Annotated in this window: 18 protein-coding genes and 1 pseudogene; 16 read left to right on the top strand and 3 right to left on the bottom strand. The window is 63.3% G+C overall.

The genetic code is table 11. The features are described 5' to 3' along the window. Positions 1 to 260: 260 nt before the first annotated feature. Both NQE15_RS09345 and NQE15_RS09350 read left to right on the top strand, forming a co-directional pair. Positions 261 to 1,484 carry a porin gene (locus NQE15_RS09345; protein WP_265948988.1) on the top strand — a complete coding sequence of 408 codons (1,224 nt, stop codon included), beginning with the start codon at positions 261 to 263 and terminating at the stop codon, positions 1,482 to 1,484. A gap of 144 nt (positions 1,485 to 1,628) precedes the next feature. Further along, positions 1,629 to 2,030 (top strand): DUF302 domain-containing protein, encoded by a 402-nt coding sequence (locus NQE15_RS09350; protein ID WP_265948992.1) that lies wholly within the window; start codon positions 1,629 to 1,631, stop codon positions 2,028 to 2,030. 12 nt (positions 2,031 to 2,042) lie between these two features. Here the strand turns inward: NQE15_RS09350 and fnr are convergent, their stop codons facing one another. Then, complete coding sequence (fnr, locus tag NQE15_RS09355; RefSeq protein ID WP_265948996.1) at positions 2,043 to 2,786, bottom strand: fumarate/nitrate reduction transcriptional regulator Fnr; 744 nt, start codon at positions 2,784 to 2,786, stop codon at positions 2,043 to 2,045. Positions 2,787 to 2,871: 85 nt separating this feature from the next. Between fnr and hemN the strand changes: the two genes are divergently transcribed. The 7 genes and pseudogenes from hemN to selD all read left to right on the top strand — a co-directional run bounded on the left by hemN (position 2,872) and on the right by selD (position 10,682). Further along, complete coding sequence (gene hemN / locus NQE15_RS09360) at positions 2,872 to 4,275, top strand: oxygen-independent coproporphyrinogen III oxidase (RefSeq protein ID WP_265949000.1); 1,404 nt, start codon at positions 2,872 to 2,874, stop codon at positions 4,273 to 4,275. Between the two features lie 66 nt (positions 4,276 to 4,341). Next, a pseudogene (locus NQE15_RS09365) lies at positions 4,342 to 5,012 on the top strand (sulfite exporter TauE/SafE family protein). A 13-nt stretch (positions 5,013 to 5,025) separates the two neighbouring features. After that, entirely contained in the window at positions 5,026 to 5,451 is a 426-nt protein-coding gene (locus NQE15_RS09370; RefSeq protein WP_265949004.1) for a universal stress protein, read from the top strand. A 44-nt stretch (positions 5,452 to 5,495) separates the two neighbouring features. Next, positions 5,496 to 7,619, top strand: coding sequence for a heavy metal translocating P-type ATPase (locus tag NQE15_RS09375; RefSeq protein ID WP_416336536.1), 2,124 nt, complete (start codon positions 5,496 to 5,498; stop codon positions 7,617 to 7,619). A gap of 47 nt (positions 7,620 to 7,666) precedes the next feature. Beyond that, the gene (locus tag NQE15_RS09380) at positions 7,667 to 9,394 is read left to right on the top strand and encodes a putative bifunctional diguanylate cyclase/phosphodiesterase (protein ID WP_265949010.1); all 1,728 of its coding nucleotides are present in this window, start codon (positions 7,667 to 7,669) and stop codon (positions 9,392 to 9,394) included. Between the two features lie 3 nt (positions 9,395 to 9,397). Then, positions 9,398 to 9,604 carry a heavy-metal-associated domain-containing protein gene (locus NQE15_RS09385; RefSeq protein ID WP_265949012.1) on the top strand — a complete coding sequence of 69 codons (207 nt, stop codon included), beginning with the start codon at positions 9,398 to 9,400 and terminating at the stop codon, positions 9,602 to 9,604. Positions 9,605 to 9,635: 31 nt separating this feature from the next. Next, complete coding sequence (gene selD, locus NQE15_RS09390; protein ID WP_265949014.1) at positions 9,636 to 10,682, top strand: selenide, water dikinase SelD; 1,047 nt, start codon at positions 9,636 to 9,638, stop codon at positions 10,680 to 10,682. A gap of 108 nt (positions 10,683 to 10,790) precedes the next feature. Here selD and NQE15_RS09395 read toward each other — a convergent pair whose 3' ends face one another. Continuing rightward, positions 10,791 to 11,156: a hypothetical protein gene (locus tag NQE15_RS09395; protein ID WP_265949016.1), complete on the bottom strand. Its 366-nt coding sequence runs from the start codon at positions 11,154 to 11,156 to the stop codon at positions 10,791 to 10,793. Here NQE15_RS09395 and NQE15_RS09400 point away from each other — a divergent pair. Genes NQE15_RS09400 through NQE15_RS09420 form a run of 5 tightly spaced genes read left to right on the top strand, consistent with a single transcriptional unit; the run spans position 11,137 to position 17,251 of the window. Then, positions 11,137 to 13,164 carry a TonB-dependent receptor gene (locus NQE15_RS09400; RefSeq protein WP_265949019.1) on the top strand — a complete coding sequence of 676 codons (2,028 nt, stop codon included), beginning with the start codon at positions 11,137 to 11,139 and terminating at the stop codon, positions 13,162 to 13,164. The genes NQE15_RS09395 and NQE15_RS09400 overlap by 20 nt on opposite strands. Before the next feature lie 57 nt (positions 13,165 to 13,221). Beyond that, a complete protein-coding gene (locus NQE15_RS09405; protein ID WP_265949021.1) occupies positions 13,222 to 13,905 on the top strand; it encodes a Fe2+-dependent dioxygenase in 684 nt (227 codons plus the stop codon). After that, positions 13,905 to 15,080: an alpha-hydroxy acid oxidase gene (locus tag NQE15_RS09410; protein WP_265949026.1), complete on the top strand. Its 1,176-nt coding sequence runs from the start codon at positions 13,905 to 13,907 to the stop codon at positions 15,078 to 15,080. Before NQE15_RS09405 ends, NQE15_RS09410 begins: the two co-directional genes overlap by 1 nt. Then, positions 15,077 to 16,093, top strand: a complete 1,017-nt coding sequence (locus NQE15_RS09415; protein ID WP_265949029.1) for a Fe(3+) ABC transporter substrate-binding protein — start codon at positions 15,077 to 15,079, stop codon at positions 16,091 to 16,093. The genes NQE15_RS09410 and NQE15_RS09415 overlap by 4 nt, the downstream gene beginning before the upstream one ends. A 21-nt stretch (positions 16,094 to 16,114) precedes the next feature. Continuing rightward, entirely contained in the window at positions 16,115 to 17,251 is a 1,137-nt protein-coding gene (locus NQE15_RS09420) for a DUF1513 domain-containing protein (RefSeq protein ID WP_265949031.1), read from the top strand. A gap of 122 nt (positions 17,252 to 17,373) precedes the next feature. Here NQE15_RS09420 and NQE15_RS09425 read toward each other — a convergent pair whose 3' ends face one another. Beyond that, entirely contained in the window at positions 17,374 to 17,580 is a 207-nt protein-coding gene (locus NQE15_RS09425) for a (2Fe-2S)-binding protein (protein ID WP_265949034.1), read from the bottom strand. A 223-nt stretch (positions 17,581 to 17,803) separates the two neighbouring features. Between NQE15_RS09425 and NQE15_RS09430 the strand changes: the two genes are divergently transcribed. Further along, positions 17,804 to 18,379, top strand: a complete 576-nt coding sequence (locus NQE15_RS09430) for a DUF4337 domain-containing protein (protein ID WP_265949038.1) — start codon at positions 17,804 to 17,806, stop codon at positions 18,377 to 18,379. Between the two features lie 56 nt (positions 18,380 to 18,435). Then, the gene (locus NQE15_RS09435) at positions 18,436 to 19,521 is read left to right on the top strand and encodes a hypothetical protein (RefSeq protein WP_265949041.1); all 1,086 of its coding nucleotides are present in this window, start codon (positions 18,436 to 18,438) and stop codon (positions 19,519 to 19,521) included. The last annotated feature ends 42 nt before the right edge of the window (positions 19,522 to 19,563 follow it).

Here is a 19,563-nt window from a genome sequence, read left to right on the forward strand (position 1 = left end):
GTTTTGGCTCAGCGGCGCAGCAATTGTCCAGAAAATGAACGACTTGGCGAGCAATGGCGGCTCGTACGGGGGCTTGGTCAATCTCCCGGAAAGCCCGGCCGCTATTGGGTTTTCAAGCAAATTTCCGAAATTGGCAGGTGGCTGGCACGCGCTTCGCAAACCATAGGCATCCATGTCGCCCCAGCGGTGACAGCGGGGGAAGCCGGCCGGGGTGCTACCTGGCTGGCAGGGGTTACTCACAAAATATCTGGAGACATTTCATGCAGAATTTCTCGTCCGTCCGTCCTTTGGTTCTCGCTTTGCTCGCTCTGGGCAGCACCGCCAGCCATGCCGTCAGTTTTACCCAGAACGATGTTACGCTCGACATCAACGGCACCATCAACGGCTTCTACGTCAATCGTGAATCCAAGAGCACCAATCGGGCGACCGGCGCCTCGACGACCACCAACAACAGTGCGCTGACCAATGGTCTGCTGCCGGGCTGGATCAATTTCGTCGCCACCACCCAGGCCAATGGCCAGGACATCAAGGCGCACTTCAGCTTCGCGCCGGGCATCAACAGCAATTCCGAAGTCATTGGTCTGTCGAACAACGCCGCCGCCGGCGGCACCGGCCAGGGTAGCCCGTTCAGCCAGATCGATACGCGCAACGTCTACTTCCAGTTCGGCAACAACAGCTGGGGTACCCTGAAGTTCGGCCGCGACATCGGTCTGTTCGGCCGCGATGTCATCCTCTCCGACATGACCCTGATCGGCGTCGGTGGCACCAGCAACGCCGGCATCCCGTACAACACCACTTTCGGCATGATCGGCCACGGCTACATGTACACCGGCTTCCAGCCGCAGATCACCTACTCGACCCCGACCCTGGGCGGCTTCCAGGCATCGGTCGGCATCTTCCAGCCGAGCCGCTTTGCCGGTGACGAAACCAAGGCTCCGGGCTTCCAGGGTGTTGCCACCTACGACTGGAAGGGGCAGTCCACCAATGTGAAGGTTTGGACCGGCGCTGTCAGCCAGAGCACGAGTTGCTCGGTCAGCCCCTGTGCTACCCAGTCCTACACTGCCAACGGCTTCGAACTTGGCGCCAAGGCCGGCTTCGGCAACTTCGAGGCGGTGGCCTACGCTTTCACCGGTAGCGGCCTCGGTTTGTCCACAGTTGGTGCCCAATTCTTCGGTGGCAGCAACGGGGCCGGCAACAAGACCGATTCCGATGGTTATTTTCTGCAAGGCACCTATAAGTTCGGCGCCACCAAGGTCGGTCTGAACTTCGGCGAAAACAAGGACAAGAACGGTTTTGCACTGACCGGTGCCAGCCCGCTGAACAGTATCAAGAACCAGGCTTACACGCTGGGGGTCTATCATTCGCTGAACAAATACATCACGCTGGTCGGCGAATTCAATGATGAGAAGATCACCAATGCGGCTGATACCAATGTCGATTTCAAGAACCGGACGATTTCCGCTGGCGGCATCATCTTCTTCTGATTCATTCTGTATTTCCAAGCGTCAGATGTTTTCCTCGCATCTGTTCAGGGGGCTCCTCGGAGCCCCTTTTTTCTTGAACTGCTGCGCTGGCTGCTTGCGGCGCTGGCCTTCTGTCTGATTCCCGGCGTCTTTGCCGCCGAGGATGTGGTCAGTCAGGTGGTGGTCGGCAGTGATTACCAGTCGACCCGCGAGGCGCTCGTCGAGGCCATCGAGGCCGAGGGGCTGGTGGTCAGCGCGGTCATTCCCTTCAATGGCATGCTGGCCCGCACGGCCGGCGATCTGGCGCGGGCGGCGAGCCCTTTTGCCAATGCCGAAATCGTCCAGTTTTGCAGCGCGGCGTTGGCCTGGCAGTTGCTGGAAGAGGAGGCGGCGCAGATTGCCCTGTGCCCGCTGGCGATCAGCGTCTTTACGACGGTAGCCGAGCCGGGCCGGGTGGTGCTGGCCTATCGCACGCCGGGGCAGGGCACGGCGGGGCGAATCAAGGCGGAAAATCTGCTGCGGCGGCTGGTTGCGCGCAGCGCCGAACTGGCGCGCCTGCGCTGGTAAGGAATCGACCGCTCAGGCGCGGTGATTCATCAGGGCTTTAAGCCCATTCACATTCAGGATCCGGATGTGCTTTTGCTGGACGGCGATGTAGCCTTCTTCCTGGAATTTCGAGAAGGCGCGCGACACGGTTTCCAGCTTGAGGCCGAGATAACTGCCAATTTCCTCGCGCGTCATGCGCAGGTAGAACTCGGCATGCGAAAAGCCGCGCGCCGTGAAGCGCTGCGACAAATTCAGCAGGAAGGCAGCGAGCCGCTCCTCGGCGCGCATCGTGCCGAGCAGCATCATCACGCCGTGGTCACGAACGATCTCGCGGCTCATCACCTTGTGGAAATGATGCTGCAGATTGTGGATCTCGCGCGACAGACTTTCCAGACGGGAGAAGGGAATCGAGCAGATTTCGCTGTCTTCGAGGGCGATCGCGTTACAAGTGTGGTGCTCGGTGCTGATGCCGTCGAGGCCAAGCAGTTCGCCGGCCATCTGGAATCCGGTTACCTGATCGCGGCCGTCTTCGAGCAGCACGTCGGTCTTGAAGAAACCGCTGCGAATCGCGTAGATGGCATCGAACGGCTCGCCGGCCCGGTACAGGTGATCGCCGCGCTTTATGCGGCGACGGGTGGAAACCAGATCGTCGAGACGCTCCAGTTCTTCCAGTGTCAGCCCGAAGGGCAAGCAGAGTTCGCGCAGGTTACAATTTGAACAGGCTGTCTTGATTACGGACAGCGTGATATCTTGATTCAGCGGGGTTATTTGAGGCATTGGCAACCTGAGTTCGCTTGATCCATGTCAACCACAAAATCGCGCCTACCGAACATAATCCATCCACCTTCTGGCGGCATGTCCAATGAATTTCGCAACTGAAAACCTCGTCTTCGATCCACAGATCATTCGCCGCTTCGATGTGAACGGCCCACGCTACACGTCATATCCGACGGCTGACCGCTTTGTCGAAGCTTTCGACTCGGACGCTGCCAAGCTCTGGCTGGGCAAACGCAATATCGGCGGCATCAGTCGACCTCTGTCATTATACTTCCACATCCCCTTCTGTAACACCATCTGCTATTACTGTGCCTGTAACAAGATCATCACCAAGGATCACGGACGCAGCGCCAAGTACTTGAAATACCTGGCAAAAGAGCTCGATTTGCAGAGCGCCAGCCTCGAAGGCAGGGATGGCGAACATGAGGTGATTCAGCTGCATTGGGGCGGCGGCACGCCGACCTTCCTGTCGCACGACGAGATGCGCTTGTTGATGGGCGAGACGAGGAAGCACTTCAAATTGCTCGACGGCGGCGAGTACTCGATCGAAGTTGATCCGCGCAAGGTTGATTACGAAACGGTCGCCCTGCTCGGCGAACTCGGCTTCAACCGGATGAGCATCGGGGTCCAGGATTTCGACGAGCGCGTCCAGGTTGCGGTCAACCGCGTGCAGAGCGAGGAAGAAACCTACAACGTGGTCAAGGCGGCGCGGGCCAACGGGTTCAAGTCGATTTCGGTCGATCTGATCTACGGCCTGCCGCACCAGTCGGTGATGGGCTTCAACCGCACGCTGGAACGCGTGCTGGCGATGGACCCGGAACGCCTGTCGATCTACAACTACGCGCATATGCCCAGCTTGTTCAAGCCGCAGCGCCGGATCGCCGAACCCGATCTGCCGTCGGCCGATACCAAGTTGCAGATTCTGGCGCTGGCCATCAAGAAACTGACCGAAGCCGGTTACGTCTTCATCGGCATGGATCACTTTGCCAAGCCCGATGACGAACTGGCCGTTGCCCAGCGTCAGGGCCGCCTGCACCGCAATTTCCAGGGCTATTCGACCTACGCCGACTGCGACATGCTGTCCTTCGGCATTTCGTCGATCAGCAAGGTCGGGCCGACTTACAGCCAGAACGTCAAGACGCTAGACGAATACTACGACCGGCTGGACGCCCAGATGCTGCCGGTCTTCCGCGGCATCGAGCTGACTGCCGACGACATCCTGCGGCGTTCGATCATCCAGGCCCTGATGTGCCATTTCGAGCTTTCCATCGAAAGTATCGAGAGTTCCCATCTGATTGATTTCCATCAATATTTTGCGGCCGAGTTGGAAGACATGAAGGAAATGGAGCGTGCCGGCCTGCTCAAGATCGAGCCGGAATGGATCACGGTCCTGCCACCGGGACGCATGCTGGTGCGTATCATCTCCATGGTTTTCGACCGCTATCTGCGGGCCGATCGTCAGCGCACGCGTTACTCGAAGGTAATTTGACGGGGAGGGTGGGTGAGAGGCTGGGGTTAAAATCCCGCCCTCCCTGCCGCCCTTTCTTTCCCCCCTGTGCCTGACTCCGGCTTTCTCGCCCTCTTTCTCGTTGGTTTGCTTGGTGGCACCCACTGCGTCGGCATGTGCGGCGGCATCGTCGGTGCCTTGTCGCTCGGCGCGCCGGCACGCTGGTCCATGCTGCTCTCCTACAACAGCGGCCGCATCCTTTCCTACGGCGTAGCCGGGGCGATTGCCGGAGCACTCGGCGCGGCCAGCATGGGCCTCGAAGGCCAGGTTCCGGTCCGCCTGATCCTCTTTTTTCTCGCCAACCTGATGCTCGTCGCGCTTGGGCTTTACCTGCTCGGCATGACGCGTACGCTGGCCTTTACCGAGCGAGCCGGGCAGCATCTGTGGCGCGTGATCCAGCCGCTGACCAAACGCTTCCTGCCGGTGCGGACGGTGGTTCAGGCATTTCCGCTCGGCCTGCTGTGGGGTTGGCTGCCCTGCGGGCTGGTATACAGTGCGCTGGCCAGTTCGCTGACCGCCGGATCCTCCGGCGCGGTGCGCTGATGATGCTGGCCTTTGGTTTGGGCACCTTGCCAAATCTTTTGTTGGCGGGCATCTTGTTTGCCAGGTTGAACGAATTCGTGCGCCGTCCCGCGGTGCGCATGTTTTCCGGCCTGCTGGTGCTCGGTTTCGGTCTTTATGGCCTGTTCGGATTGATGCGCCTGCTCGGCTGGATTTAGGACGGGAGAGACGATGAAGATTTTATTGCCGGTCGATGGTTCAGACTGCGCCCTGCGCGCCGTCGATCATCTGATTGCCCATAGCGCCTGGTTTCGCGAGGTGCCGGAGATTCACCTGCTGCACGTTCATGCGCCGATCCCGATCGGCCGCGTGCAAGCACACATCGGCAAGGAAACGCTGCAGGCGTACTACCTTGAAGAAGGCCAGGAGCAGTTGAGCGCGGCGCAAGCCCGGCTCGATGCCTCCGGCCACTTTCACACAACGCACATCCATGTCGGTCAGCCGGCCGAGGTCATTGCCAAGATCGCCGGCGAACTCAAGTGCGACCTGATCGTCATGGGTAGCCATGGGCGGAGCGGGGTGGCCGGGCTGGTCATGGGCTCGGTGGCCAGTCGCGTGCTCCATCTCGCCAGCTGCCCGGTGCTGCTGGTCAAGTGAGCGAAGCCGAAGCCAGCCGGGTCGTCGAGTTTGCAATCGGCGGCATGACCTGCGCGGCCTGCTCGGCGCGCCTGGAAAAGGTGCTCAACCGGCAGCCGGGCATGCAGGCCAACGTCAATCTGGCGGCTGAACGCGCCCGGATCCGCCTGGTCGGTACGGCAGATGAGGCGGCGGTGATCGCGGCGGTAGCCAAGGCCGGCTTTTCGGCGGAACGGGTCGATAGTGGGACGCGCGAACGCGAAAAAGCCGAGAAGCTGATTGCCTACCGCCAGGAGTCGCGCCGTTTCTGGATTGCCGTGGCGCTCAGCCTGCCGCTGGTTGGCCAGATGCTGTTCATGTTCGGCGAGCATGGCCAGCACAACGAACTGCCGCGCTGGCTGCAGTTGGCCTTGGCGACACCGGTCCAGTTCTGGATCGGCTGGCGCTTCTACGATGGCGCCTTCAAGGCGCTGCGCGGCGGCGGTGCCAACATGGACGTGCTGGTGGCGCTGGGTACTAGCATGGCCTGGGGCTTTTCGACCGTGGTCACGGTGTTCGGCCTCGACCAGTATGTCTATTTCGAGGGCGGGGCGGCGGTCATCACCCTGGTACTGCTCGGCAAGCTGCTCGAAGCACGGGCCAAGGCGCGGACTTCAGAAGCGATCGAATCGCTGATCCGCCTGCAGCCCAAAACTGCGCGCGTCGAGCGCGACGGGCAATGGATCGAAATGCCGGTCGAGGCGCTGATGCCGGGCGACATCTTCCTGGTCCGGCCGGGCGAGAGCGTGCCGGTCGATGGCGAAGTCATCGACGGCGCTTCGAACATCAACGAGGCGATGTTGACCGGCGAAAGCATGCCAGTTGGCAAGGCAGCCGGCGACCCGGTCTTCGCCGCCACCACCAACGGCCAGGGAGCGTTGCGCTGTACGGCGACCGGGGTCGGCGAACATACGCTGCTTGCCGGCATCATCCGGCTGGTCGGCGAGGCCCAGGGCTCCAAGGCACCGGTGCAGCGGCTGGCCGACCGGATTTCGGCGATTTTCGTGCCGGTGGTTTGCGCCATTGCCCTCGTCACTTTTGCCGGCTGGTGGTGGTATTCCGGCCTATTTGCCGAAGCGCTGGTCAATGCCGTGGCCGTGCTGGTCATCGCTTGTCCGTGCGCGCTCGGGCTGGCGACGCCGACGGCGATCATGGTCGGTACCGGGCAGGGGGCGCGGGCCGGCATCCTGGTGCGCAATGCCGAGGCGCTCGAACGGGCCGAACGGATCACCGTCCTGGCCCTGGACAAGACCGGGACGCTGACCTGCGGCAAGCCGCAAGTGACCGATCTGGTGCCGCTTGCCGCCAGCCGCGACGATGCCTTGCGCCTGGCAGCCGCGCTCGAACAGAATTCGGAACACCCGCTGGCACGGGCCATTCTGGCCGAGGCGGCAGCTCTTGAACTGCCCACCGTGCAGAACTTCCGGGCGCAGCCCGGGCACGGCGTCGAGGGCGAGATCGAAGGGCGAGCGCTGCGGCTCGGCTCGCCGGCCTGGCTCGGCCTGGCTGACGACCCGACGGTGCGCGGCCTGCAGCAGGCCGGCAAGACGGTGATCGGGCTGGCCGAGGCGGATCGGGTGCTGGCCCTGATCGCCATCGCCGATGCCCTGCGCCCGACCTCGCAGGCCGCGGTGGCGCGCCTGCGCGAGATGGGCATCCGGGTCGTCATGCTGACCGGCGACAATGCCGCTACGGCGGCGGCGATCGCGGCGGAGGCCGGGATCGACGAATTCCGGGCCGACATCCTGCCCGGCGACAAGGCGGCGGTGATTGCCGAACTGAAGAACGGGGGCGGGCTGGTCGCCATGGTCGGTGACGGCATCAACGATGCGCCGGCGCTGGCCGCGGCCGATGTCAGCTTCGCAATCGGCGCCGGTTCCGATGTCGCGATCGAGGCGGCCGACCTCACGTTGATCCGCAGCGACCTGCTCGGGGTGGCCGATGCCATCGACCTCTCGGCCAGAACCTTGGGCAAGATCCGGCAAAATCTTTTCTTTGCCTTCATTTACAATGTGATCGGAATCCCGCTCGCCGCCTTGGGTTTGCTCAATCCGGTGGTGGCTGGGGCAGCGATGGCGATGAGTTCGGTTTCGGTGGTCTCCAACTCCTTGTTGCTGAAACGTTGGCGCCCCGTGGTGCCGGCGGTCTGAGATAAGGGCATGAGGGCAGGATGACCGCAGGGCTTGGAGGGGCATGTTTGGAACAGGCAGATTCCGGTGGTTCGGCGTCCACGGGTGCGGCGGCGTTGTCGGAAAACGAAGCGCAGTTCCGGGCGACGATGGATGCCGCGCAGGTCGGCATTTTTGTCCTGCAGGGCCACCTGTTCAAGTATGTGAACCCCTGCCTGCTCGGTTTGCTGGGTTATCGGGCGGATGAGTTGGTCAACCACAAGGGGCCGCTCGATCTGTTTCCCGCTGAGCAGCACGGCTTCCTGTTGCAACAGATGGATGCACGCACCGCAGGTATCGGCGGCACCTCCTATGAAATGACGGTCGTCCGCAAGGATGGCGGGCTGCTGCCGGTCAGGATACTCGGCGCTCCTTCGGTTTTCGCCGGCCGGCCGGCTTCGGTGGGTACGGTGGTCGATCTGTCGGCGCAGAAACTCGCCGAGTTGAAAATCCGCGAACTCGCCGATTTCGATGCGCTGACCGGGTTGCCCAACCGCCGCCTGCTGCACGACCGCTTGACGCAATTACTGGCCGTTGCCGAACGCGATCAATCAGCATTCGCCCTGATGTTTCTCGATCTCGACCATTTCAAGCGGATCAACGATTCGCTCGGCCACAGTCTCGGCGACGAGTTGCTTTGCGCCGTCTCCCGGCGCCTGTCGGGCGCTGTCCGCAAAGTTGATACGCTGGCCCGCCTCGGTGGCGACGAATTCATCCTCGCCATGCCCGGCATCAATGCCGCGGCGGCTGCCGATGTCGCCCGCCGGTTGCTTGAAGAGTGCAACGCGCCCTTCCTGGTCGCCGGGCACGAACTGACCGTAACACCCTCGGTCGGGATCAGTGTCTGCCCGCAGGATGGCAGGGATATCGATTCGCTGCTCAAGAATGCCGATGCCGCGATGTACAAGGCCAAGGAACTGGGGCGCAACACCTTCCAGTTCTACGCCGCGGAAATGAATACGGCGACGCTCGAACGCCTGATGATGGAGAGCAACCTGCGGCGGGCGCTGAAGAATCAGGAGTTCGTGCTCCACTACCAGCCGCTGGTCAGCCTGCAAAGCGGCCTGATTGTCGGCGTCGAGGCTCTGATCCGCTGGCAGCATCCGGATCTCGGCATGATCATGCCGGACCGTTTCATCCATGTCGCCGAAGATACCGGCCTGATCAATCCACTCGGCGACTGGGTGCTCGGCGAGGCCTGCCGGCAAGCCCAGGCCTGGAACGACGCCGGCCTGCCGCCGACCTGCATGGCGGTCAATGTTGCACCGGTGCAATTCAGGCAGGCCGGTTTCATCGAGGCGGTGGCCGGGGCGCTCGCCGCCTCACGCCTCGACGCCGGCCTTCTCGAACTGGAACTGACCGAACGCACTGTGATGCACGATGCCGACATTAGTATCGGCACGCTGGCTGCATTGCACCGCATGGGGGTGGAACTGTCGCTCGACGATTTTGGCACGGGTTATTCCTCGCTGGCCTATCTGAAACGTTTCCCGGTCGGTAAACTGAAGATCGATCGCTCCTTTGTACGCGATCTGGTGCTTGACGCCGACGACCAGGCGATTGCCTCGACCATCGTCAGCATGGGACGCAACCTGCGCCTGACCGTTCTCGCCGAAGGGGTCGAAACAGCCGAGCAACTGCTCCTGCTACGCAACATGGATTGCGACATGGCACAGGGTTTTCTTTTCAGCCGGGCCGTACCGCCCGATCAGATGGCGGAACTGCTGCGCACGCAGCCGTTCATGACCAAGGAGTAAATCATGGAAAACACGGTAATCAAGGTCGGTGGCATGAGTTGCCAGGGCTGCGTCAAGAATATCACCGGCGTCCTGACCAGCATGGCCGGCGTCGCCTCGGCCGAAGTGTCGCTCGAGGCGGGCGAGGCGAAAGTGGCGTTCGATGCCCAGGCGGTGAGCCGCGAGGCGCTGCTCGGCGCGATCGAGGATGCCGGCTTCGACGCCGAATAAGATCAACAATAAATCAACAAAGAGAACAGTCGTGGCCGAAGAAAAAATCAGATTGACCCAGCTTTCCCATGGTGGCGGATGCGGTTGCAAGATTGCGCCGGCCGTCCTCCAGAAAATCCTGGCCGGCTCGACGCCAGGCATCATCCCGCCGCAACTGCTGGTCGGCATCGAGACCAGCGACGATGCCGCGGTCTATCAGATCAATGCCCAGCAGGCGATCGTCGCGACGACGGATTTCTTCATGCCGATCGTCGACGACCCCTTCGATTTCGGGCGGATTGCGGCCACCAACGCCATTTCCGACGTCTATGCCATGGGCGGCACGCCGCTCTTTGCGCTGGCTCTGGTCGGCATGCCGGTCAATGTGCTGCCCCTGGAAACCATCGGCAAGATTCTTTCCGGCGGCGAGGCCGTCTGCCGGGCGGCCGGGATACCGATCGCCGGCGGCCACACCATCGATTCGGTGGAACCGATCTACGGTCTGGTCGCCATCGGCCTGGTCAATCCGGCGCACCTCAAGCGCAACTCGGGGGCCCGGCCCGGCGACAAGCTGATCCTTGGCAAGCAGCTCGGGGTCGGCGTGTACAGCGCCGCCCTGAAAAAGGACAAGCTGCACGACAGCGATTACGAGGCGATGATCGCCAGCACCACCCAACTCAATACGCCGGGGCCGGTCCTCGCCTGTCTCGACGGCGTACATGCGATAACCGACGTCACCGGCTTTGGTCTGCTCGGCCATCTGCTGGAGGTCTGCAAGGGCAGCCAGGTCAGGGCCAGCGTGCGCTTTGGCGATGTTCCGCTGCTCGCCCGGGCCCGGGAATTCACCGAAGCTGCCTACGTCACCGGCGCCTCGGCGCGGAACTGGGAGAGCTACGGCGAGAGCGTCAATCTGGCGCTCGAGTCTGCCGACATGGCGAAAACCCTGCTCACCGACCCGCAAACCTCGGGCGGCCTGCTCGTTTCCTGCGCCCCGGATAGCGTGACCGAAGTGCTCTCGGTCTTCCTGCAGCAAGGCTTCTCGCATGTTTCGGTTATCGGCGAGATCGGCGAGGGCGAACCGGGTATCGACGTCGTCTGATTCTTTGACGGCGATCCGGTCGGACCGGATCGCCGATTCTTGACCCAGGTCAATTTTAAAGTTGTTTCCGTTTTGTAAATGCGATATATTCGCATTTAGATTTACGGACTAGCCAGCCAAGAATTTGCCGCCAGCCACGTCCTCAAGATAAGCGTTTGAGGCAGCCTGTGGTGATTTTCCGGCAGGTTCTTCGGTCGCCGCTTCGGCGCCCGACAGCTGCCCGAACGCCATGTTCGGCAAGCCAGCCTTTATGCCAGCCAGCCACCCCAACTGACTCGCTAAAGGAACGCTTGTGAAAAAGAGCAAAAAACCGGAGTTGAACGCCCAGTCGCCTTCAACTTCGTTGATCTCGGAGGCTGTTGCGCCGCGGCGCAGCCCATTGTTGCCGCTGGGGGCGGCGGTAGTCGTTGGCTTGCTCGGCGCAAGCGACGGCGTCTTCGCCGAAGAGCAGACCTTGCCGGCCGTCACCGTCAAGGCCAATGCCGAACAGCAAGACGGCGTGCGCGCCACCAAGACCCGCGTCGGCAAGGTCGTGCAGGATCCGCACGACGTGCCGCAGGCGATCACCACGATCACCCGTTCGCTGATGGAAGAGCAGGAAGCCAACTCGCTGCGCGAAGCGCTGCGCAATGTCTCCGGCCTCTCGTTCAATGCCGCCGAGGGCGGCCGTTCCGGCGACAACATGATGCTGCGCGGTTTCTATACCTTCGGCGACATGTACCTCGACGGCATCCGCGATACCGCCCAGTACAACCGCGAAGTCTTCAATCTGGAGCAGGTCGATGTCCTGCGCGGCTCGGCCGCCATGCTTTTCGGGCGCGGCCAGGCCGGCGGCGTGATCAACCAGGTCAGCAAGACGCCGATGCTCTACGGCATCAACAAGATTTCAGCCGGCGTTGGCAGCGACGGTTTTGTCGAGACCAAGGCCGACCTCAATCAGCGGATCGGCGAAACCACGGCCATCCGGCTCAACCTGATGAACCGCGACGAGGACAGTTCGCGTTCCAATCCGGTCAGCGGCACGACGCCGGAAATTCACCGCCATGGGGTTGCACCGAGCATCGCCTTCGGCCTCGGCACCAATCACGAAATCACGCTGAGCCATCTGTGGCTGCAAACCAATGACCGGCCGGATTACGGTGTGCCCTTCAATGCCACGGCCAAAAAGCCGGAGAGTCGTTTTGGCGAGTCGGGCGCTTACTGGGGTGTCAGCGGCAACTTCGATGAAAGCGAGACCAATGTCACGACCCTGAGCTATCTGTTCAAGATCGCCCCGGATACCCAGTGGCGTACGGTGGTCCGCGCCGCCAATTACCGGCGTTCCTATTGGGCCGTCGCCCCTCAGGGCGGCACCGGCTCGCCGACCGCCAACAGCCTGGCCAGCCAGGCCAAGACCCGCGAATTCGATACCGACAACTTCGTCGTGCAGAGCGATTTCAATACGGCATTCACGTTGTTGGGCATGAAAAACGAACTGGTCACCGGCGTCGAGTACCTGAAGGAAGGCTCCAAGCGCTGGGCCTTGCAGAATCTCGGTACGGCAAACAATCCGCTCTACAAATCCGGGCATTACACGGCGGCGGCACCGAATACCTATAGCGGCGACACCTACAGCGCCTACGCTCAGGATACGGTGGAATTCATTCCCGACTGGAAACTGACGCTCGGCTTGCGCCGTGACGAAATGCGCTCCGAGTACCAGGCGCCGGCCGGGGCGGGTGCCACCTCCTTTCGTGGCGATTTCGGCGAAAACAGCTTCCGCACCGGCCTCTCCTGGCAGCCGACGGCGGCCCAGCACTACTACGTGGGCTGGAGCGATTCCTTCAGCCCGACGGCCGATCTCTACCAGCTCTCGGGCAGCCAGTTCCCGGCCGAGCGCTCCAAGGTCAGCGAAGTCGGTGCCAAGTGGTTGCTGCTCGACGGCAACCTGGCCTTGCGCACGGCGCTCTACCACGCGGTCAAGGACTGGGAGCGCAACAACGACCTGGAATCGACTTCCTCGATCCTGACCAAAAAACGCGAGTCGAACGGTATCGAGTTCGAACTGGCTGGTCGGGTGACCGATAACTGGGAGGTCTTCAGCGGCCTGTCGCTGATCGACGCCGAGATCAACGAGGTCGCGCCGGGTAACGGCAATCCCAACTTCGTCGGCAAGATGCCGCGCAACACGCCGAAGCAGACCTTCAACCTGTGGACCACCTACCAGTTGCCGCTCGGCTTCAAGGTCGGTGGCGGCATGGAGTACAAGAGCAAGCGCTACGGCGGGGCACCGACCGGCACGGCGGCGTTCAACCCGAACTGGGTGCCGTCCTACACGCGCTGGGATGCCATGGTCGCCTACGAGCAACCGAAATACACGGTCAAGATCAACGTCCAGAACCTGTTCGACAAGCTGTACTACGACGCGATCTACGACAACGGCGGCTTCACCTATGTCGGCCAGCCGCGCCGCTTCATCGTGAGCACGGAATTCAAGTTCTAGGCTCGTTACCCGATCCCCTCGGTTCGCTGACCGAGGGGGTTTCCGCTTGAGGAAGCCATGCTGATTACCATCGACGATGTACTGACTCCAAGCGAGCTCGCTACGGCGCGCGAGCTGCTGTCCCGCTCGAACTGGTCCAGTGGGCAGATTACGGCCGGCCGGCAGGCGGCCCAGGCCAAGAACAACGAGCAACTGGCCGAGAACGCCGAGCATCTGCCGGCTTTGCGCCGCCTGGTGCTGACCGCGCTGAACCGCAATGCCACCTTCTTCACGGCGGCGCTGCCCCTGAAAATCCTGCCGCCTTTCTTCAACCGCTACGTCGGCGACAGCAATTACTATGGCTTTCACACCGACAACGCCATGCGCCAGATGCCGGACGGCAGCAGCTATGTACGGGCCGATGTATCGGCGACGCTGTTCTTCTCCGACCCGGACGAATACGAAGGCGGCCTGCTGACCATCGAGGACACCTTTGGCAAGCATGGGGTCAAGCTCAAGGCCGGCAGCATGGTGGTCTATCCCTCGACCTCGATCCACGAAGTGGCGCCGGTGACCAGCGGCGAGCGCATCGCCTGCTTCATGTTCATGCAGAGCATGGTGCGCGACCCCGGCCAGCGCAGGCTGCTCTACGACATGGACATGGCGCTGCTCGACCTGCGCGAGACGCAGGGCGACACCGATCCCGTGGTGCGCCTGACCGGCTGCTACCACAACCTGCTGCGCCGCTGGGCCGACAGCTGATGTTCCAGGCGCCGCTGCTCGACGGCATTCCGCGCGACATCGCGGCGGTGGCCGATTACGCGGCCTACGCCCGCCGCCGGCTCGACGACAACGCCTGGGCCTACCTCGACGGCGCCGCCGCCGACGAGCTGACGCGCGGCTGGAACCGCCGGGCTTTCGACAGTCTCGCGCTGCTGCCGCGGGTCATGGCCGACGTCGCCGGCGGCCATTGCCGGACGACGCTGTTCGGCCGCGAACTGCCCTGTCCGATCCTGTTGGCGCCGGTCGCCTGGCAGAAGCTTTTCCATCCCGACGGCGAACTGGCCACCGCCTACGTCGCCGCGGCGCTCGGCGTCGGCATGGTGCTCAGCACGCTGGCCAGCTGCAGCATCGAGGAAGTCGCCGCGGCGGCCGGGCAGGGCGGCGACGGGCCGCGCTGGTTCCAGCTCTATCTGCAGCCCGAACGCAGCCTCAACGAGGAACTGATCCGGCGCGCCGAAGCGGCCGGCTACGAGGCTATCGTGTTCACCGTCGACGCCTCGCTCAACGGTATCCGCAACCGCGAGCAGCGGGTCGGCTTCCAGTTGCCGCCGGGCATCGAGGCGGTCAATCTGCGCCGCCCGCAGGACCCGGACGACGCCGAAGGGTTCGCCCGGCGTGAACGCTCGCTGGCCGAGAAGCGCCAGCGGCGCGGGCCGAGCAATGTCTTCGACGACCTCATGCACTGCGCGCCGACCTGGGCCGACCTCGACTGGTTGCTCGCCAAGACGCGCCTGCCGGTCATCGTCAAGGGCGTGCTGCATCCGGACGACGCGGCGCGCGCCGTCGACCAGGGGGCGGCCGGCATCGTCGTCTCCAACCACGGCGGCCGTACGCTCGATACGCTGCCGGCCAGTCTCGACGCCTTGCCGGCGATCGCCCAGCGCCTGGGCGGCCGGGTGCCGACTCTGCTCGACGGCGGCATCCAGCGTGGCACCGACATCTTCAAGGCGATCGCGCTCGGCGCTTCGGCGGTGCTGATCGGCCGCCCCTACCTGCATGCCCTGGCCGCGGCCGGCCCCTTCGGCATCGCCCACGTGCTGCGCCTGCTGCAGGACGAACTGGAGGCGACCATGGCCCTGTGCGGCGTCGATCGCCTCGACCGCATTTCCACCGATTATTTAAAAGACCCTTCGTTCAGGAGAACCGACGCATGAACCTCAAACTTTCGCTGATCGCCCTGCTGCTGGCGACTGCCGGCGTGGCCGCCGAAGCCCAGGAAAAGGTGCTCAACCTGTACTCGGCCCGCCACTACCAGACCGACGAAAAGCTCTACGACAACTTCACCAAGCAGACCGGGATCAAGATCAACCGCATCGAAGGCAAGGAAGAGGAGCTCATGGAGCGCATCCGCAACGAGGGCGCCAACAGCCCGGCCGATGTCTTCATCACCGTCGATGCCGCCCGCCTGGCCACGGCCGATGCGCTCGGCCTGTTCGCCCCGGTCAAATCCAAGGTGCTGGAGTCGCGCATTCCAGCCCACCTGCGCACCGACACCTGGTTCTCGTTTTCGACCCGGGCCCGCGTCATTATCTACAACCGCAGCGCGCTCAAGGCCGAGGATGTGGCGAGCTACGAATCGCTGGCTGATCCCAAGCTCAAGGGCAAGCTGTGCAGCCGCTCCGGCGCCCACCCCTACAACCTGTCGCTGGTCTCATCCTTGATCGCCCACGACGGCGAGGCGAAGACCGAGGAATGGGCCAGGGGCGTCGTCGCCAATTTTGCCCGCGCCCCGAAGGGCGGTGATACCGACCAGATCAAGTCGGTGGCGGCCGGCGAGTGCGGCGTCGCGGTTTCCAACATCTATTACCTGGCGCGCATGATCCGTTCCGACAAGCTCGACGAGCGGCGGATGATGGAGCGCGTCGGTATCGTCTGGCCCAACCAGGCCGGCCGTGGCACCCATATCAACATCTCGGGCGGTGGCCTGGTCAAGACCTCGAAGAACCCGGAAGCCGCGGTCAAGTTCCTCGAATACCTGGCCAGTGATGAGGCCCAGCGCTATTTCGCCGACGGCAACAACGAATGGCCGGTGGTCGCCGGCCTCGCCACCAACAACCCGGCACTCGAGGCGATGGGCAAGTTCAAGGCCGACAACCTGCCGATCGGTGCGCTGGCCAAGAACATCGTCGCAGCGCAGAAGCTGCTCGACCGCGCCGGCTACCGCTGAACCGGTGAGGAAGGGAAATCCATGAATCGTCGTCAATTACTGCTCTCGCTGGCCGCGCTGGGTACCTTGCCGAAACTGAGCCTGGGCCAGGCGCTGGCTGCCTCCACCGGGCAACAGGCGCGGATTGGTGCCGCCTGGCGCGGGCCGAACAAGACCGACCCTTACTTCGCCGGCGCACTGGCCGCCGACTGGGAAACGCGCAAGATCGATATCCGCTACGCCGTGCCCTTGCCGACCCGGCCGCACGGCCTGCTCGCCGAAGCCGACGGCGGCCTGCTGGTGGCCGGCGTGCGCCCTGGCAACTGGCTGCTGCGCTGCAATGGCCAGGGTGAAATCACGCAACAGGTCAGGCTCGACGACGAGAACTCGACGGCACGCCTGAACGGCCACGCCATCGTCGCCGCCAAGGGGGATGTGATCTATACCACGGAGACCGACCAGAAGTCGGGGCGCGGCAAGATCGGCGTCCGTGACCGCCAGAGCCTGCGCAAGCTCGACGAGTGGGAGAGCCATGGCCTCGAACCGCACCAGCTGCTGCTCGACGCTGCCGGCCAGCTGATCGTCGCCAATGGCGGCATTCCGCGCACGGCGGCCGACAAGAAATACGATTTGCAGCGCATGGATTCCTCGCTGGTCCGCCTCGACGCCGCCAGCGGCCGTCTGTTGAGTCAGTGGCGCCTCGACGACCCGCGCCTCAGCCTGCGCCACCTGGCCTGGAGCCGGACGCCGGTGGATGGCGAGGCCTACCTCGGCATCGCCATCCAGGCTGAACACGACGCGGCTGCCCAACGCGCGGCGGCGCCCGTCCTCGCCGTGCTCGATGAAGAAACGCTGCTCGTCCCGACCCGGGCCAACGACGGCCTCGGCTACGCCGGCGACATCGCCGCGGCCTTCAATGGCGGTTTCGTGCTCTCCAGCAACCAGTCCAACGTCGCCCAGCTCTGGCATCCCGGTGCCCAGGACAAGCTGACGCCGATCGTCGAAATGGAAGAAGCCTATGCCCTGGCCAGTTGGCCCGGACCGGGCAAGGGCGGCGGCGTGCTGGTCGCCACTGCACTCGGCCTGGTCCGTTGGCATCCGACGGCGAAGGGGGCCATTCTGGCTTGGCCCAAGCCGATGGCGCTGGATAATCACTGGGTGCTGCTCGGCGAGTCCTGAGCGCGGCTGGCAAAAGAAAACCCCGGCCAGGCGGGGGTTCAGTCAAGTAGTGGATTCGGTGATGGCCGGTAGCGGCGGGGTGAATCCTAGGAAATGAAAACGGGGCTTTCGCCCCGGCTTGTTCAGTTCGCCTGCACGGAAACCTTGCCCGATTTGCCGTGGCAGCCGCCATGTGCCTCCTGCAGGCATTCATGGGCACACGAGGCGCAACGGCCGCAATCGCGGGTAACGCCCAGATCGCGCCGCAGGTCTTTCAGCGTGCGCGCTCCGCCTTGGGCAGCTTCGCGAATCTGGCGGTCGGTTACCGCCTGGCAGACACAGACATACATGAACAGGCTCCTCGGATGAGGGAAGGTTGTAATGCGAACAGTTCTCATCTTATACAAATGAGAATGACTGTCAACCGCATTGACGGTTTTCATCAAAAGAATTTCCGGGGGGCGCGAGTGCCTGCCTTTGCCTGCGTGGTACTAGTGCCAGTTTTTGCCTTTGTGGTACTAGAATTCGCCCCTGTCAAAATATGCAAACCCGCAAACCCAGGAGAACACGCTCATGTCCGGTCATGGATTTCACGTACACGGCCCGCACGATCACGAAGTCGAACACGTCGCCCAGCACGGCGGCGACAGCTTTACCTCGCGCCTGGCGGTGCTGACAGCCATCCTGTCCACGGTCGGCGCGATCTTCGGTTATCTGGGGGGACATGCGCAGAACGCGGCGCTGCTCTACAAGAACGAAGCGGCAATCCAGAAGACCTCGGCCTCGAACCAGTGGAACTACTACCAGGCCAAGAGCAACAAGCAGAATCTGGCCGAACTGTCGGTGACCCTGACCAGCGGCGAAGCTCAAGAGAAGTTCAAGGCGGCCGTTGAGCGCTACAAGGCGGAAAAGGAAGAGATCAAGGCCGACGCCGACCGGCTCGAAGCCGCCGCCAAAGAGGCCGATCACAAGAGCGAAGCTGAAATGCACGTCCATGAGCGCTGGGCGCTGGCCACTACGCTGTTGCAGATCGCCATCGCGCTCGCCGCGATCACGCTGCTCACCCGCAAGCGCTGGCTGCTGGCCGGCGTCTATGGCTCGACTGGTCTTGGCCTGGTGGCCGGGATCATGGGCTATCTGCACCTCTAGTGCCAGCCGTTGCCTTTATGGTACTAGTGCCAGCCTTTGAATTCATGGTACTAGGGATGCGCGCCGCCTCTTCCTTGCGCCTTGTGCTGGCCGGGCTGTTCGCCCTGCTGGCGACGGCGGCCGGTGCCGACGAATCCTGCCGGATCGCCTTCGACATGGGCTCTTCCGGCATCCGGGCCGGCGCTTCCGCCAGTGTCACGACGACGCAGGCCGATATCGATTTCCTGGGTCCGCTTTGGGCCGGGCGCGGCCTGGAGGAAACGGTGGCGCCGACCATCGACGCGTTGCGCGAGTTGCCGAATAAGGCTGGTTTTTCAGATATCTGTGCCCGCATTGGTGGCGGCTTTTCTGCCTGGCGGCTGGCGGCGGAGCAGGACCCCGAGGCCCTGGCGGCGATCCTCGACCGCATCCAGGCCGCCAGCGGCACGGCGGTATTGGTCATTCCGCAATTGCAGGAAGGCGCCTACGGCTATTTCGGCGCCCGGCAACTGCTCGGCGAGCGGCTGACGACCAGCCATGTCCTCGATATCGGCGGTGGCAGCCTGCAAGTGGCAGGCGCCCAGACTTCCTACGGCGAGGCGCTCGGTCAGAAAATCTGGCACCGCCACCTGTGCCAGGAAATCCGCAATTCGGAATCGGTGCCCTGTGCCTTGCAACCGCTGACCGGCGACGAACTGGCCATCGCTCGCACGCTGGTCGCCGAAAAACTGGGCGGCGTCGCTGCCACTTTGCCGGGCCCGGTGACGATGACGGCGATCAGCCGTCCGGTCAGCCGCGGCGTGCTGCCGGCGGTGGCGCGCCTGGTGCCGGCCGGGGCCACCGCGGACAGTGTGCAGCGTTCGGCCGTCGCCACCGCCATCAACCAGCTGGCCGGCGCGACCTTATCGGAAACGATGCAGTTGCTCGGCAACACCTCTCGCCATGTCGCCTTCCTGCTCAGCGACCTGCTGCTGGTCGAGGGCTTGCTGCAGGCGACCGACGCCGAGACCCTGCAGGTCACCGAACTCGACCTGACCAATCTGCCCGGCCTGCTCGCCGACGACCGCGCCTACGACTGGAGGCGGCGCTATGGCTGCTATCTCGACCGCCTGCGCAGCCTGGGCAGCGCCGCCTACGCCAGCGACCCGGCCAGTTGTCCCTAGCGAAGTACAGGCCGTTACAGCTTCTCGATTGCACGTTTCAGA

The sequence above is a fragment of the Dechloromonas sp. A34 genome (genome assembly GCF_026261605.1).
GTDB lineage: Bacteria > Pseudomonadota > Gammaproteobacteria > Burkholderiales > Rhodocyclaceae > Azonexus.

Bases quoted from the DNA above. Each gene is read 5' to 3' on its own strand.
- NQE15_RS09345 (WP_265948988.1), top strand. From the start codon at position 261: ATGCAGAATTTCTCGTCCGTCCGTCCTTTGGTTCTCGCTTTGCTCGCT.
- fnr (WP_265948996.1), bottom strand. From the start codon at position 2,786: ATGCCTCAAATAACCCCGCTGAATCAAGATATCACGCTGTCCGTAATC.
- hemN (WP_265949000.1), top strand. From the start codon at position 2,872: ATGAATTTCGCAACTGAAAACCTCGTCTTCGATCCACAGATCATTCGC.
- NQE15_RS09370 (WP_265949004.1), top strand. From the start codon at position 5,026: ATGAAGATTTTATTGCCGGTCGATGGTTCAGACTGCGCCCTGCGCGCC.
- NQE15_RS09375 (WP_416336536.1), top strand. From the start codon at position 5,496: ATGACCTGCGCGGCCTGCTCGGCGCGCCTGGAAAAGGTGCTCAACCGG.
- NQE15_RS09385 (WP_265949012.1), top strand. From the start codon at position 9,398: ATGGAAAACACGGTAATCAAGGTCGGTGGCATGAGTTGCCAGGGCTGC.
- NQE15_RS09405 (WP_265949021.1), top strand. From the start codon at position 13,222: ATGCTGATTACCATCGACGATGTACTGACTCCAAGCGAGCTCGCTACG.
- NQE15_RS09410 (WP_265949026.1), top strand. From the start codon at position 13,905: ATGTTCCAGGCGCCGCTGCTCGACGGCATTCCGCGCGACATCGCGGCG.
- NQE15_RS09415 (WP_265949029.1), top strand. From the start codon at position 15,077: ATGAACCTCAAACTTTCGCTGATCGCCCTGCTGCTGGCGACTGCCGGC.
- NQE15_RS09420 (WP_265949031.1), top strand. From the start codon at position 16,115: ATGAATCGTCGTCAATTACTGCTCTCGCTGGCCGCGCTGGGTACCTTG.
- NQE15_RS09425 (WP_265949034.1), bottom strand. From the start codon at position 17,580: ATGTATGTCTGTGTCTGCCAGGCGGTAACCGACCGCCAGATTCGCGAA.
- NQE15_RS09430 (WP_265949038.1), top strand. From the start codon at position 17,804: ATGTCCGGTCATGGATTTCACGTACACGGCCCGCACGATCACGAAGTC.
- NQE15_RS09435 (WP_265949041.1), top strand. From the start codon at position 18,436: ATGCGCGCCGCCTCTTCCTTGCGCCTTGTGCTGGCCGGGCTGTTCGCC.